Source organism: Aeromonas sp. QDB54, assembly GCF_027707385.1.
Classification (GTDB): domain Bacteria; phylum Pseudomonadota; class Gammaproteobacteria; order Enterobacterales; family Aeromonadaceae; genus Aeromonas; species Aeromonas hydrophila.
The window spans coordinates 90,927-105,841 of the sequence record NZ_JAPCIT010000015.1; the positions used below are offsets into that span (position 1 = coordinate 90,927).

A 14,915-nucleotide genomic window follows, 5' to 3' on the forward strand; every position below is an offset into this window, starting at 1 on the left:
GCTTACTCCGCCAACCGCTGGGCAACCCGCAGCACCGAGCTGCGGGATCGGCTGTTTTCATTGACCTCGTGCTCGGAAGGCTTAAGCGCCTTGCCGACCGACTTCAATTTGCGACCGCCGGCCAACTGGGCCTCGGTCAACGGAATGCCGTGCGGCACTTCCGGGCCTTTCTCATGCTTGCGAATGAAATGCTTCACCAGCCGATCTTCCAGCGAGTGGAAGCTGATGACGGAGAGACGACCTTCCGGTGCCAGCACCTGCAGGGCCCCGTTGAGCGCAGTCTCGATCTCGTCCAGCTCGCTGTTGATGTAGATACGGATGGCCTGGAAGCTGCGAGTGGCGGCGTGCTTGCCCTTCTCCTTGCTCGGATTGACCCGGGCAATCATCTCCGCCAGTTGACGGGTGCGGACATAGGGCTCGGTGACACGATCGTGCACGATGGCGCGGGCGATCTTCTTGGCGAAACGCTCCTCGCCAAAGGTCTTCAGCACCCAGGCGATGTCGTCCACATCGGCGCGAGCGAGCCATTCGGCGGCGCTCTGACCGGAGGTGGGGTCCATCCGCATGTCGAGCGGACCGTCCTTCATGAAGCTGAAACCGCGCTCGGCATCGTCCAGCTGGGGAGAAGACACCCCGAGATCCAGCAGGAAACCGTCTACCTTGCCCAGCAGGCCGCGTTCATCCAGATAGGAGGCAATACCGGAGAAGGGGCCGTGCACGATTTCGAAGCGCGGATCCTGGATCTTGGCCGCTTCGGCAATGGCCTGGGGATCCCGGTCGATGGCGATCAGCCGGCCATGGGGGCCAAGCTGCTGGAGAATGAGACGAGAGTGACCACCCCGGCCAAACGTACCGTCGACGTAGATGCCGTCCGGCTTGATGGCCAGCCCTTCAACGGCTTCGTGCAGCAGCACTGTGATGTGTTCAGCGGCTTGGGTCATTTATAAAGAGAAATCCTGTAGTCGTGGCGAGCTTGCCCAGTCATCTTCGGGCAGACCCTGAATGTCGTCATTGACCTGTTGTTGCCAGCGGGCTTCATCCCACAGCTCAAACTTGTTGAGCTGGCCCACCAGCATGATCTTCTTGTCCAGCCCTGCATGGCTGCGCAGTGGCTGGCTGAGCAGCAGACGGCCATTGCCGTCCAGCTCGCATTCGGTCGCATGCCCGAGCAACAGCCGCTGCAGGCGGCGCTCAAGGGGATTCATGCTGGAGAGCGTCTTGAGCTTGCGCTCGATCTCTTCCCATTCATTCAGGGGGTAAAGCAGCAGGCAGGGATGAGCAATATCGATGGTGCAGACCAGCTGGCCCTCGCTTTCGTCGCGCAGCCAATCACGGTACTTGGTCGGAATCGCCAATCGCCCCTTGCTGTCGAGGCTGATGGCATGCGCACCACGCAACAAATTGCAGTCCCTGAAAATGAGTTAAAGGGGGCAAACCGCCCGATAAAAACCACTTTGATCCACTTTTCCCCACCTTGAAGTTTAAGGACGTGCTGAGGGCTTTTCAAGCGAGGATCTCGGGCATGGGGAACATATTGACGCAGCGTTTCAGCAGCGAGGATTAAATGAGTTGATTTTCCACAAGTTATTTGTGTTTACGGCAATCCGATTAATTGCGAAGAATTAAAAGATCAGCAGGGTGAACCAATAAGCAGCGGGATGATCCGCTCAGATTCACAGGTACCCACATAACTCAGGCATTTTGTATGAAAAAACCATAACCAACTGATCTATATGCATAGAGTCGACCATCTCACGATCCGCCAACACATATATCTCTCGGTACAAGCTGCTATTTTCTCGCCAATAAAAAAGAGCCTCGCGATAAATCGCAAGGCTCTTCAGGAATAGGTCGGAGTCGGCCTGTAAGCCGGGTTCTGTACCGGGTTGCCCCGGGTAGCAATCATTCCTCTAGGCCAGCAATCGCTCGCTGGCTCAAGCAACCTACCCGCCCCCAACGCGGGCCGCGCCAATAGGGGCCTATTTGGTCTTGCTTCGGGTGGAGTTTACCGTGCCACGAACTGTTACCAGTCGCGCGGTGCGCTCTTACCGCACCCTTTCACCCTTACCTGATCCCTTGCGGGCCATCGGCGGTTTGCTCTCTGTTGCACTGGTCGTAGGCTCACGCCCCCCAGGCGTTACCTGGCACCCTGCCCTATGAAGCCCGGACTTTCCTCCCCTCCGCCCGTCTGTCCCGAGGGACACAACGACGAAGCAGCGATTGCCCAGCCAACTCCGGGCGCGAATTATAGCCTTGTCCGGCACCTCGGGTAAACCTGCAATTGAGTTTTGACCGAGTTAATCGTACTCGAGAGAACGCCAAGGCTGGCCTCCGGCCTGTATCTGCCCGCCTCAGTAATGTTCGAGGCCGTACTTGTAGAGCGCGTTCTTCTTCACCCCGTGGATCTCGGCGGTGAGCGCCGCCGCTTTTTTGAGCGGTAGTTCGGCCACTAGCAGCCCCAGGGTACGGATCGCCTCGGCCGGCAGTTCCTCTTCCGTTTTATTGGCGCCCGCGACCACCAGCACGATCTCGCCGCGGCAGCGATTTTCGTCTTCGCCCAGCCAGACCAGCATCTCGGAAGCAGGCAGACCGTGGATCGACTCGAAGGTCTTGGTCAGCTCGCGACACACCACCACCTGGCGTTCGCCGAGAATGCGGGCGATCGCTTCCACCGTGTCCTGCACCCGACGCGGGGATTCGTAGAACACCAGTGAGCGGGTGTCTTCGATCACCGCCTGCAAACGGTCGTCACGTCCCTTGCTCTTGGCAGGCAAAAAACCTTCGAAGGCAAACCGGTCGGTGGGCAGCCCGGCCGCAGAAAGTGCCGTGATGGCAGCGCAGGGGCCGGGCAGCGGAACTACCTTGACCCCGGCTTCGCGACAACGGGTGACCAGGTGATAACCGGGGTCGCTGATGAGTGGCGTACCGGCATCGGAGACCAGGGCCACGCTCTTGCCATCTTTTATCCGGCCGATCAGCACGTCCGCCTTCTGCTGTTCGTTGTGATCGTGCAGCGCGAAGGTGGACACCGAGATTTGATAGTGGCTGAGCAGGATGCCGGTATGGCGGGTATCCTCGGCAGCCACCAGATCGACACTGCGTAAAATGTCCAATGCACGCTGGGTAATGTCAGCCAGATTGCCGATCGGGGTGGGGACTATGTACAGGGTTGGGATGTCACTCATGGGAGCTCCGAGTGTCCCGACAATTGTGTCGCCATATTGGCCCGTTTACACTATGGAGAATTTCAACACTGGTCGGGGAATGAACTTGAACCGGGTTACAAAGCAGCTAAGTGTATCACGACTCTTCGGCATCCTACTCGCGGCAGTACTGCTTGCCGCCTGTGCGTCGGAGCCCAATCAATCAACCGGACAATCCGGCATGCCGTCGGCCTTCTCGGATCTGACCAAGAATGCCCAGTGGTATCTGGCGCAGGTGGATCCGGCCAAACCGGCCGAAGCCTTCACCTGGCAGGTGATGGCGGCGCGCAGCTATCTGGCGCTCGGTCAGGCCAAGCCGGCCGCGGCCCTGTTCCAGCAACTGCAGAAGCAGGGCCAGAGCGCCGAGCAAAAAGCCCAGCTGCAACTGTTGCAGGCTCACCTGCTGCTCGCCCAGGGCAACGCCAACCAGGCGCTGATCCTGCTGGAGGGCAAACCCGAGGTGGCGCTGGATGCCGATACCCAGAAAGACTGGTATCGCCAGCGGGTGGTGCTGCAACTGGACATCAACAACAAGTTCGGTGCCGCCAAGTCGCTGATCCTGCTGGAGCCCTATCTGGCCCAGAATGAGCTGGCGACCAATCACCAGCAAATCTGGTCACTGCTCAAAAGCATGACCCCCTCCACCCTGCAGGCACTGGAAGAGGCGCCGGCTCCCGACGTGACTACCGGCTGGCTGCGACTGGCGGCGCTGGTGAACGAGTTCGGCGCCCAGCCCAATCAGCTGGCACGCCAGCTCGCTGGCTGGAAGCAGGCCTTCCCGAACCACCCTGCCCAGAAAGACATGCCAGCGGGTCTGGGCGATCTGACGACCAGCAACATCAACACCCTGCAGCAGATCGCCGTGTTCCTGCCGCTCTCCGGCAATCTGGAGCCTCAGGGCGCCGCCATCCGCAACGGCATGCTGATGTCTTACAAGGAGAATCAGGGCCAGTTCACCCTGAACTTCTACGACACCCAGACCAAGGCGATGGGCGAGCTCTACAAACAGGCGATTCAGGAAGGGGCCAACATGATCATCGGCCCGCTGCTCAAAGACCGGGTCGAGGAGCTGCTCAAGTCCAATCCGACCGTACCGGTGCTGGCACTCAACGAGCTGGACAAGCCGATCGTCAATGACAACACCTTCTACTTCTCCCTCTCCGCCGCCGCCGATGCAGCGCAGGCTGCCCAGTACCTCTATGGCCAGGGCTATCGCAAACCCCTGCTGATCGCCGCCCAGGGGCGGATCGGTTATGGCAGCATCAAGGCGTTTGAACAGGCCTGGGCTACCGTGAGCCAGGACAAGCCGGTCGTCGCCACCTTCGGCGCTCGCAACGAAGTGCAGGGCATGGTCAAGAACGCCCTGAGCGGTCGCTCCACCGCCCGGGCCGGCGAAGTGGTGCAGCTGGCTGACACGGCGCCACGCAGCATCGACGTGGTCTATGTGGTCGCCAACAGCCTGGAGACCCGGATGATCAAGCCGTATGTGGACATCTCGGTCAATCCGATGGGCAGCCTGCCGATCTACAGCAGCTCGCGCAGCTATGACAGCGCCACCACCGAAGTGGCCTCCGAGCTCAACGGCATGCATATCTCCGACATGCCGCTGCTGCTGGGCGGTTACGAGAAGCAGCGCGAACAGATCGCCCTGCTCTGGCCGCAAACCCAGGGTGATCTGCTGCGCCTGTTCGCCCTGGGCTACGATGCCGTGGCGCTGGCGGAAAACCTGCAGCAAATGCGCAAGGTCAATGCCATGCAGCAGCCTGGCATGAGCGGCCAGCTGAGCGTGGATGCCAGCGGTAACATAGTGCGGGTACTGGACTGGGCCACCTACCAGAATGGCAAGCTGGTCAGCGACAGTGCCATGCCTCAGCTCGAGGGAGCCCCCCATGAAGGGTCTATTGGCACGGATGCACCAGCAGTGGCAGAACCTGTTCCCGTCAGCACCGAGCAAGGGACAGCACTTTGAGCAGCTAGCGGAACGCTGGTTGCAGGCCCGCGGCCTGCAACCCGTGACCCGCAACTACCGCTGCCGGGGCGGCGAGATCGATCTCATCATGCGCCAGGGGGAGACCCTGGTGTTTGTTGAGGTCCGCTACCGCGCCCAGACCAGCCATGGCGGCGCCGCCGCCTCGGTCACCCGGCGCAAGCAGCACAAGATCGTGCTGGCAGCGCGCCACTATTTCAAGCAACATGCCATCAACGAGGCCAGCCAGGCCTGCCGATTCGATGTGATCGCGTTCGAGGGCGACCAGCCAGACTGGATCCAGAACGCATTTTAAGAGGACCCCATGACTGACCGCATCAAAGAGAACTACACCGAGAGCATCCAGACCAAGATAGCCGCCGCCGAGGCGCTGTCGGATGCCATCCATACCGCAGCCCAGATGCTGACCATCTGCCTGCTCAATGGCCACAAGGTGATGGCATGCGGCAACGGTCCTTCCGCAGCGCTGGCCCAGCTGTTCATCTCGGAATTGGTCAACTGCTACGAAACCGAGCGCCCTTCCCTGCCCGGCATGGCGCTGACCCCTGACATGGCCACCATCAGTGCCATCGCCACCGATCACGGTTTTGAAGAGGTGTATGCCAAGCAGATCCGGGCGCTCGGTCAGCCCGGCGATATCCTGGTGGTCATCACCACCACCGGCAACAGCCGCAGCCTGATCAAGGCCGCCGAGGCCGCCCTCTCCCGCGACATGACCATAGTGGTGCTGGGTGGTGGTGACGGCGGCGAGATCGCCGGCCTGCTCGGCCCCAACGACGTGGAGATCCGGGTACCGTCGGCTCGTCGACCCCGCATTCTGGAAGTGAACCTGTTGACCCTGCACTGCCTGTGTGATCTCATCGACCAGACTCTTTTCCCGCAACAGGAAGATTGAAACCATGAACAAGCAAATGCTCCTGCTCGGCCTGCTGGCCGGCACCCTGCTGCTGCAAGGCTGCGCGGCCGTAGTGGTAGGCGGTGCCGCTGGCACCGCCAAAGCCTCCGGCGATCGCCGCACCCTGGGCGCCCAGTGGGATGATCAGGCCATCGAGCTGAAAGCGGCCAACCTGCTGGCTGACAACAAGCCGCTGAGCGCGGCCAGCAAGATCAGCGTCTACAGCAACAACGGCCGCGTGCTGCTGGTCGGCCAGACACCTTCTGACGCTTACAAGCTCGAAGCTGGCAAGATAGTGGCCCGCATCGAGGGGGTGCGCCACGTCTACAACGAATTGCGCCTCGGCCAGCCGGTCAGCATAGGGGTTCGCAGCAACGACTCCTGGATCACCTCCAAGGTGCGGGCAGACATGCTGGGCGCCAAGAATTTTGACAGTGCCAAGGTCAAGGTGGTCACCGAGAACGGCGAGGTATTCCTGATTGGCCTGGTGACCCGCCAGGAAGGGGATCACGCCGTCGAGATCGCCCGCCACGTCAGCGGCGTGAAGCGCGTGATCAAGGCCTTCGAGTTCGCCCAGAACTAGCACTGACCGCCGACTCTCGGCATAAAAAAACGCAGCCAGCTGGCTGCGTTTTTTATTTGATGACCTTCAGGGTCGGACGACCGCTCGGACGCGGCGGTTCCGGCTCGGGTTCCACCGGTGCTTCGGCTTGCTCCAGCCAGAGGTCATAACCCGGCTCAGGCGGGAACAGGGTTCCCACGCCGTTTTCCCGGGCATGGATGGCCAATACGGCCGCCATCGGGATGTAAACCTGCTGGGAGACACCACCAAAACGGGCGCTGAAGCTGATGGCTTCATTGTCCATGTGGAACTGCCCTACCGCACGGGGGGCGATGTTCAGCACTATCTGTCCATCCTGGACAAACTGCATCGGCACCATCACATGAGGGATGTTGACGTTGACCACCAGATGCGGGGTCAGGTCATTGTCCAGCAACCAGTCGAAGAACGCCCGCAGCAGGTACGGGCGACTGGGTGTCATTGTCGGTTCCATGCTCATACGCCGGCACGGATCTCGCGCTCGGCTTCAGTCAGGGAAGCCTGGAAAGACTCGCGCTCGAACAGACGAACCATGTAGGCCTTCAGCTCTTTGGCGCCACGACCGGTGAAGTCGATACCGAGGCTCGGCAGACGCCACAGCAGCGGGGCCATGTAGCAGTCGACCAGGCCAAACTCTTCGCTCATGAAATAGGGCATTTCACCGAAGATCGGCGCGATGGCCAGCAGGTTGTCCCGCAGTTCGGCACGCGCCGCATCCACGTCAGTACCCGCCATGATCTTGTCGGCCAGAGAATACCAGTCCAGCTCGATACGATGCATCATCAGACGGCTGTTGCCGCGGGCCACAGGGTAGACCGGCATCAGGGGCGGGTGCGGGAAGCGCTCGTCCAGATACTCCATGATGATGCGTGAGGTGTACAACGCCAGCTCGCGATCGACCAGGGTCGGTACGGTGTTGTAGGGGTTCAGCTCGGCCAGCTCATCCGGCAGGTTGCTTGGGTCAACCTGGCAGATATCTACGCTAACACCCTTCTCCGCCAGGACAATGCGCACCTGATGGCTGAACATATCGTTGGCACCGGAAAACAGCGTCATTACCGAACGCTTATTGGCAGCTACAGCCATTGAACCCTCCCGTCATTAAAAAACAGAAACGGCAATGAAGCCTCTTGGTCTTCATTGCCGTGCATTATATTACCCGGATCTGGTCGCTTAGTGAACGTCGCGCCAGAATTCCTTCTTCAACAGCACAGTGAAGATGAAGAAGATCACGATGAAGCCAAGTACCCAGAAGCCCATGCGTTCGCGCTCCTGTTGTACCGGTTCAGCCGAGTAGACCAAGAAGTTTACCAGATCCAGTACCGTCTGATCATACTCTTCGTTATTCATTTCACCGTTGCCGTCAGATTTGACACTGACAACCTGCTGTACTTCCACTCCGTCGACGGTGTGGGTCGCGAACTCGGCGCGGGGCGTGCCTTGCAGCGGCTCCAGCACATGGGGCATGCCCACGGACGGGAATACCACGTTGTTCACGCCAAACGGACGGGTCTCATCCACGTAGAAAGAACGCAGGTAGGTGTAAATCCAGTCGGCACCACGTACCCGGGCAACCAGGGTCAGATCGGGGGGGGGGGCGCCAAACCATTTGGCCGCATCCTTGTCCGGCACCGAGTTTTCCATCAGATCGCCGATCTTGGCACCATTGACGATCAGGTTGGCCGCCATCAGATCTTCCGGAATACCGATGTCTGCCGCCACCCGGTTGTAACGCTGGTACTGGGTGCTGTGACAGCCAAAGCAATAGTTCATGAAGGTTGCCGCACCACGCTGCAACGACGCCTTGTCGTTCAGGTCGTAGTTGGCCTTGTCCAGGTGCACAACCCCGGTGTTGGCAAACACCAGCGACGGCAGCAGGGTCAGCACTGCAAAAATTATTCTTTTCATTTAAATGTCACCCTCTCCGGCAGCGGCTTGGTGCTTTCATTCTTGCTGTAGAAGAACAACAGGACGAAGAACCCGAAATAACCCAGGGTACAGATCTGGGCGATCAGCGTCAGGGTCGGAGTCGATGGCAAGACGCCGAGCACCCCGAGAATGATGAAGCAGACCACGAACTGGGCGATGTTCAGCTTGTGCAGGGTACTGCGATAGCGCACCGAACGTACCTTGCAGCGATCCAGCCAGGGCAGCAGGAACAGCACCACGATGGAAAGCCCCATCATGATGACGCCCAGCAGCTTGTCAGGCACCGCCCGCAAGATGGCGTAGAAGGGGGTGAAATACCAGACAGGGGCAATGTGTGCCGGGGTCTTCAGACCGTTGGCCACTTCAAAGTTCGGCTTCTCGAGGAAATAACCCCACATGTCCGGTTTGAAGAAGATGATGGCGCAGAACAGGAACAGGAAGCCTGCAACCCCGATCATGTCCTTGACGGTGAAGTAGGGGTGGAATGCCACAGCATCCAGCGGCCAGCCGTTCTCGTCCTTGTGCTTCTTGATGTCGATGCCGTCCGGGTTGTTGGAACCCACTTCGTGCAACGCCAGGATGTGCATGGCAACCAGCATCACCAGTACCAGCGGCAGGGCGATGACGTGCAACGCGAAGAAGCGGTTCAGGGTAGCGCCGGAGATGACGTAGTCACCGCGGATCCACAGGGTCAGATCGTCACCGATGACCGGAATGGCGCCAAACAGCGAGATGATGACCTGGGCACCCCAGAACGACATCTGGCCCCACGGCAGCAGATAGCCCATGAAGGCTTCCGCCATCAGGCAGAGGAAGATCAGCATGCCGAAGATCCACAGCAGCTCGCGCGGCTTCTGGTAGGAGCCGTAGATCATGCCGCGGAACATGTGCAGATAGACCACGATGAAGAAGGCGGATGCACCGGTGGAGTGCATGTAGCGCAGCAACCAGCCGTAGTCCACATCCCGCATGATGTACTCGACGGAGGCGAAGGCACCTTCGGCGGAGGGGTTGTAGTTCATGGTCAGCCAGATACCCGTGATGATCTGGTTGACCAGCACCAGCATGGCGAGCGAGCCAAAGAAGTACCAGAAGTTCAGGTTCTTGGGCGCCGGGTACTTGGCCATGTGGTCGTTGTACATGGCAGTGAGCGGAAAGCGGTAGTCAATCCAGCCCATCAGTTTGGCAAACATGGTCAGGCCTCCTTGCCATCGGCACCGACCAGGATGGTGGTGTCGCTAAGATATTTGTACGGCGGAATGACCAGGTTCAAGGGTGCTGGCACCCCCTGGAACACTCGACCAGCCATGTCGAACTTGGAGCCATGACAGGGGCAGAAGAAGCCTGAGGTCACGCCTTGCACCTGCTCGCCAAAGCTGTCCGGCAGATAGGAGGGGGAGCAGCCCAGGTGAGTGCAGATACCGACGGCCACGAAGATCTCCGGCTTGATGGATCTGTAACCGTTGTGGGCATAGTCGGGTTGCTGGGGCTCGTCGGAAGCCGGATCGCGCAACTTGTCGTCGTGCGCGGCCAGGGCATCCAGCGTCTGCTTGGTGCGTTTCACCACCCAGACCGGCTTGCCTCGCCACTCAACACGGATGAGCTGGCCTGGTTCCAACTTACTGATATCCACTTCTACCGGAGCACCCGCCGCTTTGGCTTTGGCACTCGGGTTCCATGACTTAATAAACGGCACTGCGGTAAAAGCAGCTCCTACCCCACCAACGGCGACCGTTGACCAGGTAAGAAATCTGCGGCGACCGGTATCAACTGGCGCATTGCTCATCCAAAAACTCTCCCATGTGGACTCCGCACATTCTTATTGTGTCCCTGTTCCCCTTTCTTCCGTGACAACAGCGGCGGAAGCGGAGTTACAATTGTCACAGAAAAACCGAGGGAATTTTAAAGAAAAGATAACAACTTGACAAGAAAGAGAAGCGAAGGTCAAAAACAATAAATACACAATTTTTTGTCTTTTGTGACGTGGTGTTAGCAATGTCGTTGGTAATATTACCAATAAAAAAAGCCTGGCACATGGCCAGGCTTTTTTGACACTCGCGAGAGCGCGTACAAAAAGCGAATTAACGCTTGGAGTACTGCGGACGCTTACGAGCTTTGTGCAGACCGACTTTCTTACGCTCAACCTTACGGGCATCGCGAGTAACAAAGCCTGCTTTACGCAGTTCGGAACGCAGGGTTTCATCGTACTGCATCAGAGCACGAGTGATACCGTGGCGGATCGCACCAGCTTGACCGGAGATGCCACCACCGTTAACGGTGATGTACAGGTCCAGTTTCTCGGTCATCTCAACCAGTTCCAGCGGCTGACGAACTACCATGCGGGCAGTCGGACGGCCGAAGTACTGCTCCAGGGAGCGCTGGTTGATTACGATTTTACCGCTACCCGCTTTGATAAATACGCGAGCAGTGGAGCTTTTGCGACGGCCGGTACCGTAGTATTGATTTTCTGCCATTGTTGCCAGTTCCCGTTAGATATCCAGTACTTGAGGTTGCTGAGCAGCATGAGCGTGCTCGGCGCCTGCGTAAACTTTCAGCTTACGGAACATGGCACGGCCCAGCGGACCCTTCGGCAGCATGCCTTTGACGGCAGCTTCGATTACCATTTCCGGTTTACGCTGAATCAGCTTGTCGAAGCTGATGGACTTGATACCACCCGGGAAACCGGAGTGAGCATGGTACATTTTGTCGGTAAATTTCTTACCGGTTACGTGTACCTTCTCAGCGTTTACAACGATGATGTAATCACCGGTGTCAACGTGCGGAGTGTACTCAGCTTTGTGCTTACCACGCAGACGAGCAGCGATCTCGGTTGCGATACGACCCAGAGTTTTACCTTCTGCGTCCACAATGTACCAGTCACGTTTTACGGTTTCTGGCTTGGCAACGAAAGTTTTCATTAAGTTAAACCCAATTACCTGTTACAGACCCAATTGCTTATGGGGGCTCTCCCACAAACAACAAACGATGGCCTACCTGTACCCCTTCGAATACAAGTAAAGCTTAAAGTGTTGCTGTCTTATCGACAGCTGTAACGTGGGCCGGGCGATTATAAGTGAAGTTGCCTTAAATATCACCTGCTAATTTCACTGCCATGAAGCTAGCAAATGTCGCCCGGCCCTACCTGCCGCAGATGCCCATCCGACTGGCAGGCGCGGTATTGTGACTAAGGAAGGTGCACTCTGGCAAGGTATTCGTGCGATTGCATTTCCTGAAGCCGTGAAAGACAACGTTTGAACTCGAAATTCAGCAGCCCGTTGCCATAGAGTTCCTGCATGGGTACCGCCGCCGATATGATCAGCTTGACGTGCCTCTCATAGAACTCGTCCACCATGGCGATGAAGCGCCGCGCCGCGTCATCCGTGCCCATTGGCTGCACATTGGCCAGCAGGACGGTGTGAAACAGCCGGGCCAGTTCGATGTAATCGCCCTGTGAGCGGGGAGTACAGCAAAGTTGCTCAAACTCCATATAGAGCACACCTTCTCCCATCCCCAGCGACATCAGTTGACGGTGATTGATCTCGACACTGCCCGCCCGGGCCTCTTCCAGCCCGGTTAACTGCCGAAAATAACGATCCAGATTGGATTTTGCCTGCTGATCCAGCGGGAAGTGATAAATCTCCGCCTGCTCCAGCGTGCGCAGGCGATAGTCGGTGCCGCCGTCCACGTTAAGTATCTCGCAATGGCGCTCGATGAGCGCGATCGCCGGTAGAAAACGGGCCCGCTGCAGACCATTTCGATACAAATCCTGCGGTGGTATGTTCGAGGTCGCCACCAGTACCACTCCATGGCCGAACAACTCCTGGAACAGAGTCCCCAACAGCATGGCGTCGGTGATGTCGGAGACGAAAAACTCGTCGAAGCAGATGACGTCGGTCTCGCCGGCCAGCTTGCTGGCGATCAGCTTGAGCGGATCGGCCTGACCGGTCAGCCCCTTGAGCTCATCGTGCACCCGGTGCATGAAACGGTGGAAGTGAATGCGCAGCTTGCGCTCTCCCGGCAGGCTGTCGAAAAAAGTATCCATCAGCCAGGTCTTGCCTCTGCCCACTCCGCCCCACATATATAGACCCAGGATGGGCGTGCGGGGTTTCGGCTTTTGCAGCCAGCCCAGCAGGCCGCGGGATCTGGTCGGAGTCGGGGTTTGGCACAAATCCTGATAGAGTCGCTCCAGACGGGCCACTGCCATCGCCTGGGCGGGGTCGGCCACGAAGCCGGGGCGCTGCAAATCCTGCTGATACTTTTGCTGCGGGGTCATCCTGTCGATTGCCTTCAAGTCCCTGAATGAAGGACAAAATGGTATCACGCTCTCGGGGTGCACGGTATAGTGCCATCAAGGCGTAGCGGCCGCTTTGGCCGCATCAACCCACATTGATTTAGCTGTAACAAGGAGCATCTATGAGTCTGTTAAACGGGATCCTGCTGGCTGTCGCCGCCTTGATTATCGGTGTCATCATCGGCCGCTTCACAGTGCGCAGCCGGGATGCCGGCCGTCTGGAACAAGAACTGAAGAAGGCTCACAAGGAACTTGAAAGCTACCAGGGCCAGATCAATACCCACTTCGCTGACAGCGCCGCCCTGATGGAGCAGCTGGCCGAGCAGTACCAGACCCTTTATCGCCATATGGCGGAGCAGAGCAAGTTCCTGGCCAAGGCTCAGGAGCCACTGTTCCGTGAAACCCTGCTCGACGAGAGCAGCGATGTCCCGGCCAATGAAGAACCGGGCGTACCACCCCGTGACTATGCAGGGGCCTCCGGTCTGCTCAAGCAGTCCAGTTAGTTCCCTGCGGAACTAATTGCGCGGTAGCGTGGTCAGACCTTGACGATTGCATTGCAACTTTTTCTGGGAGCTGTTTTTCATATGCGTAAACCTCTTTCTGTGCTCAGTGTGTTAGCCCTCAGTGTCGGTATCGCCATGTCTGCGGCCCCTGTACAGGCTGCACTGCCCTCTCTGCTGGCGAACAATCAGGAGATGCCGAGCCTGGCGCCGGTACTCGAGCAGGTCACTCCTGCCGTGGTCAACATTTCAGTCTCCGGCAAGAAGATCACCCGCCAGCGTCTGCCGGAACAGTTCCGTTTCTTCTTCGGCCCCAACATGCCCGACGAACAGGTGAGCGAGCAACCCTTCCAGGCGCTCGGCTCCGGCGTCATCATCGATGCCAAGAAGGGCTACGTGATCACCAACGCCCACGTGGTGCACGAGGCGGACGAGATCAAGGTCAACCTGAAGGATGGCCGTGAATACGCCGCCAAGAAGATCGGCGAGGACAAGCAGTCCGACATCGCGCTGCTGCAAATCAAGGCCGAGGATCTGGTGCAGATCAAGTTTGCCGACTCCGACGAGCTGCGGGTCGGTGACTATGCGCTGGCCATCGGCAACCCGTTCGGCCTCGGCCAGACCGTCACCTCCGGCATCGTCAGTGCGCTCGGGCGCAGCGGCCTCAACATCGAAAATCTGGAAAACTTCATCCAGACCGATGCGGCCATCAACTCCGGCAACTCAGGTGGCGCCCTGCTCAACCTGCGCGGCGAGCTGATCGGTATCAACACCGCCATCCTGGGCCCGAACGGCGGCAACATCGGCATCGGCTTCGCCATTCCATCCAACATGGTACGCGACCTGTCCGAGCAGATCGTGAAATACGGGGAAGTGCGCCGCGGCCAGCTGGGCATCACCGGCACCGAGCTCACCTCCGAAATCGCCAAGACCTTCGGTTACAACAAGAAGGATGGCGCCTTCGTCAACCAGGTCATGCCTGACTCCGCTGCAGCCAAGGCGGGTATCAAGGCCGGCGACATCATCATCAGCATCGATGGCAAGGCCATCCGCTCGTTTGGTGAGCTGCGCGCCAAGATCGCCACCATGGGGGCTGACAAGCAGGTCGCCCTGGGCCTCATCCGCGATGGCAAGGAGCAGACCGTCAAGGTCACGCTGAAGAAGGCAGATGACAGCGAGATCCTGGCCAGCGCCCTGCACCCGGCACTGGAAGGGGCCAAGCTGAGCACCACCGCCGAGCCGGTGACCGGCGTGGCTGTGGCTGACATCGATCCGCGCTCGCCTGCCGCCGCTTCCGGCTTGCAGAAAGGTGACATCATCATCGGGGTCAACCGCCTGCGCATCAACTCGCTGGAAGAGCTGAGCAAGGCGTTGAAGAACAAGCCGGATGTGCTGGCGCTGAACATCCAGCGCGGGGAATCCTCCCTCTATCTGGTGATCCGTTAACTCCCTCTCACCCGCGGCCCTCGCCGCGGGTGATTTTTATCCACCGATAGTGTTATTCTCTGC

At 58.8% G+C, this 14,915-nt stretch carries 17 protein-coding genes and 1 other RNA gene; 6 read left to right on the top strand and 12 right to left on the bottom strand.

The annotated features are described in order from the left end of the window. Positions 1–2 precede the first annotated feature (2 nt). The 4 genes from rsmH to rsmI all read right to left on the bottom strand — a co-directional run bounded on the left by rsmH (position 3) and on the right by rsmI (position 3,185). Positions 3–941: a 16S rRNA (cytosine(1402)-N(4))-methyltransferase RsmH gene (rsmH, locus tag PG881_RS15465; RefSeq protein ID WP_043126896.1), complete on the bottom strand. Its 939-nt coding sequence runs from the start codon at positions 939–941 to the stop codon at positions 3–5. After that, a complete protein-coding gene (gene mraZ, locus PG881_RS15470) occupies positions 942–1,400 on the bottom strand; it encodes a division/cell wall cluster transcriptional repressor MraZ (RefSeq protein WP_005305730.1) in 459 nt (152 codons plus the stop codon). 449 nt (positions 1,401–1,849) lie between these two features. Further along, positions 1,850–2,236, bottom strand: an RNA gene (rnpB, locus tag PG881_RS15475) — RNase P RNA component class A. A 115-nt stretch (positions 2,237–2,351) separates the two neighbouring features. After that, the gene (gene rsmI, locus PG881_RS15480) at positions 2,352–3,185 is read right to left on the bottom strand and encodes a 16S rRNA (cytidine(1402)-2'-O)-methyltransferase (RefSeq protein WP_039213937.1); all 834 of its coding nucleotides are present in this window, start codon (positions 3,183–3,185) and stop codon (positions 2,352–2,354) included. 199 nt (positions 3,186–3,384) lie between these two features. Here rsmI and PG881_RS15485 point away from each other — a divergent pair, with 199 nt between their 5' ends. Genes PG881_RS15485 through dolP form a run of 4 tightly spaced genes read left to right on the top strand, consistent with a single transcriptional unit; the run spans position 3,385 to position 6,668 of the window. After that, on the top strand, positions 3,385–5,172 hold the full coding sequence (locus PG881_RS15485; RefSeq protein WP_045525728.1) for a penicillin-binding protein activator: 1,788 nt from the start codon (positions 3,385–3,387) through the stop codon (positions 5,170–5,172). Then, positions 5,093–5,485 (top strand): YraN family protein, encoded by a 393-nt coding sequence (locus PG881_RS15490; protein WP_073351968.1) that lies wholly within the window; start codon positions 5,093–5,095, stop codon positions 5,483–5,485. The genes PG881_RS15485 and PG881_RS15490 overlap by 80 nt, the downstream gene beginning before the upstream one ends. Before the next feature lie 9 nt (positions 5,486–5,494). Beyond that, positions 5,495–6,085, top strand: coding sequence for a D-sedoheptulose-7-phosphate isomerase (locus tag PG881_RS15495; protein ID WP_270801186.1), 591 nt, complete (start codon positions 5,495–5,497; stop codon positions 6,083–6,085). A gap of 4 nt (positions 6,086–6,089) precedes the next feature. Then, on the top strand, positions 6,090–6,668 hold the full coding sequence (gene dolP, locus PG881_RS15500) for a division/outer membrane stress-associated lipid-binding lipoprotein (protein ID WP_024945441.1): 579 nt from the start codon (positions 6,090–6,092) through the stop codon (positions 6,666–6,668). A 52-nt stretch (positions 6,669–6,720) separates the two neighbouring features. Here dolP and PG881_RS15505 read toward each other — a convergent pair whose 3' ends face one another. From PG881_RS15505 to zapE, 8 genes are all read right to left on the bottom strand, one after another. Then, complete coding sequence (locus tag PG881_RS15505; RefSeq protein ID WP_017409380.1) at positions 6,721–7,146, bottom strand: ClpXP protease specificity-enhancing factor; 426 nt, start codon at positions 7,144–7,146, stop codon at positions 6,721–6,723. Continuing rightward, positions 7,143–7,772, bottom strand: coding sequence for a stringent starvation protein SspA (gene sspA / locus PG881_RS15510; protein WP_011707594.1), 630 nt, complete (start codon positions 7,770–7,772; stop codon positions 7,143–7,145). Before sspA ends, PG881_RS15505 begins: the two co-directional genes overlap by 4 nt. A gap of 87 nt (positions 7,773–7,859) precedes the next feature. Then, entirely contained in the window at positions 7,860–8,594 is a 735-nt protein-coding gene (locus PG881_RS15515; RefSeq protein WP_085734751.1) for a cytochrome c1, read from the bottom strand. Next, positions 8,591–9,808, bottom strand: coding sequence for a cytochrome b (locus tag PG881_RS15520; protein WP_011707596.1), 1,218 nt, complete (start codon positions 9,806–9,808; stop codon positions 8,591–8,593). The genes PG881_RS15515 and PG881_RS15520 overlap by 4 nt, the downstream gene beginning before the upstream one ends. Positions 9,809–9,810: 2 nt before the next feature. After that, positions 9,811–10,401 carry a ubiquinol-cytochrome c reductase iron-sulfur subunit gene (gene petA / locus PG881_RS15525; RefSeq protein WP_011707597.1) on the bottom strand — a complete coding sequence of 197 codons (591 nt, stop codon included), beginning with the start codon at positions 10,399–10,401 and terminating at the stop codon, positions 9,811–9,813. A gap of 295 nt (positions 10,402–10,696) precedes the next feature. After that, positions 10,697–11,089 (bottom strand): 30S ribosomal protein S9, encoded by a 393-nt coding sequence (gene rpsI, locus PG881_RS15530; RefSeq protein ID WP_005336286.1) that lies wholly within the window; start codon positions 11,087–11,089, stop codon positions 10,697–10,699. Positions 11,090–11,104: 15 nt separating this feature from the next. Further along, positions 11,105–11,533, bottom strand: coding sequence for a 50S ribosomal protein L13 (rplM, locus tag PG881_RS15535; protein ID WP_005336289.1), 429 nt, complete (start codon positions 11,531–11,533; stop codon positions 11,105–11,107). A 266-nt stretch (positions 11,534–11,799) separates the two neighbouring features. Beyond that, positions 11,800–12,888: a cell division protein ZapE gene (gene zapE / locus PG881_RS15540; RefSeq protein ID WP_270801191.1), complete on the bottom strand. Its 1,089-nt coding sequence runs from the start codon at positions 12,886–12,888 to the stop codon at positions 11,800–11,802. A gap of 140 nt (positions 12,889–13,028) precedes the next feature. Between zapE and PG881_RS15545 the strand changes: the two genes are divergently transcribed. Continuing rightward, positions 13,029–13,409, top strand: a complete 381-nt coding sequence (locus PG881_RS15545; protein WP_011707599.1) for a YhcB family protein — start codon at positions 13,029–13,031, stop codon at positions 13,407–13,409. An 81-nt stretch (positions 13,410–13,490) separates the two neighbouring features. Then, positions 13,491–14,852: a Do family serine endopeptidase gene (locus PG881_RS15550; protein ID WP_011707600.1), complete on the top strand. Its 1,362-nt coding sequence runs from the start codon at positions 13,491–13,493 to the stop codon at positions 14,850–14,852. Positions 14,853–14,915 lie beyond the last annotated feature (63 nt).

Coding starts and splice junctions, on each gene's coding strand:
- PG881_RS15495 (WP_270801186.1), top strand. CDS start 5,495: ATGACTGACCGCATCAAAGAGAACTACACCGAGAGCATCCAGACCAAG.
- rplM (WP_005336289.1), bottom strand. CDS start 11,533: ATGAAAACTTTCGTTGCCAAGCCAGAAACCGTAAAACGTGACTGGTAC.
- zapE (WP_270801191.1), bottom strand. CDS start 12,888: ATGACCCCGCAGCAAAAGTATCAGCAGGATTTGCAGCGCCCCGGCTTC.
- petA (WP_011707597.1), bottom strand. CDS start 10,401: ATGAGCAATGCGCCAGTTGATACCGGTCGCCGCAGATTTCTTACCTGG.
- PG881_RS15505 (WP_017409380.1), bottom strand. CDS start 7,146: ATGAGCATGGAACCGACAATGACACCCAGTCGCCCGTACCTGCTGCGG.
- PG881_RS15545 (WP_011707599.1), top strand. CDS start 13,029: ATGAGTCTGTTAAACGGGATCCTGCTGGCTGTCGCCGCCTTGATTATC.
- dolP (WP_024945441.1), top strand. CDS start 6,090: ATGAACAAGCAAATGCTCCTGCTCGGCCTGCTGGCCGGCACCCTGCTG.
- rsmH (WP_043126896.1), bottom strand. CDS start 941: ATGACCCAAGCCGCTGAACACATCACAGTGCTGCTGCACGAAGCCGTT.
- PG881_RS15490 (WP_073351968.1), top strand. CDS start 5,093: ATGAAGGGTCTATTGGCACGGATGCACCAGCAGTGGCAGAACCTGTTC.
- rpsI (WP_005336286.1), bottom strand. CDS start 11,089: ATGGCAGAAAATCAATACTACGGTACCGGCCGTCGCAAAAGCTCCACT.
- rsmI (WP_039213937.1), bottom strand. CDS start 3,185: ATGAGTGACATCCCAACCCTGTACATAGTCCCCACCCCGATCGGCAAT.
- PG881_RS15520 (WP_011707596.1), bottom strand. CDS start 9,808: ATGTTTGCCAAACTGATGGGCTGGATTGACTACCGCTTTCCGCTCACT.
- sspA (WP_011707594.1), bottom strand. CDS start 7,772: ATGGCTGTAGCTGCCAATAAGCGTTCGGTAATGACGCTGTTTTCCGGT.
- PG881_RS15550 (WP_011707600.1), top strand. CDS start 13,491: ATGCGTAAACCTCTTTCTGTGCTCAGTGTGTTAGCCCTCAGTGTCGGT.
- PG881_RS15515 (WP_085734751.1), bottom strand. CDS start 8,594: ATGAAAAGAATAATTTTTGCAGTGCTGACCCTGCTGCCGTCGCTGGTG.
- PG881_RS15485 (WP_045525728.1), top strand. CDS start 3,385: ATGCCGTCGGCCTTCTCGGATCTGACCAAGAATGCCCAGTGGTATCTG.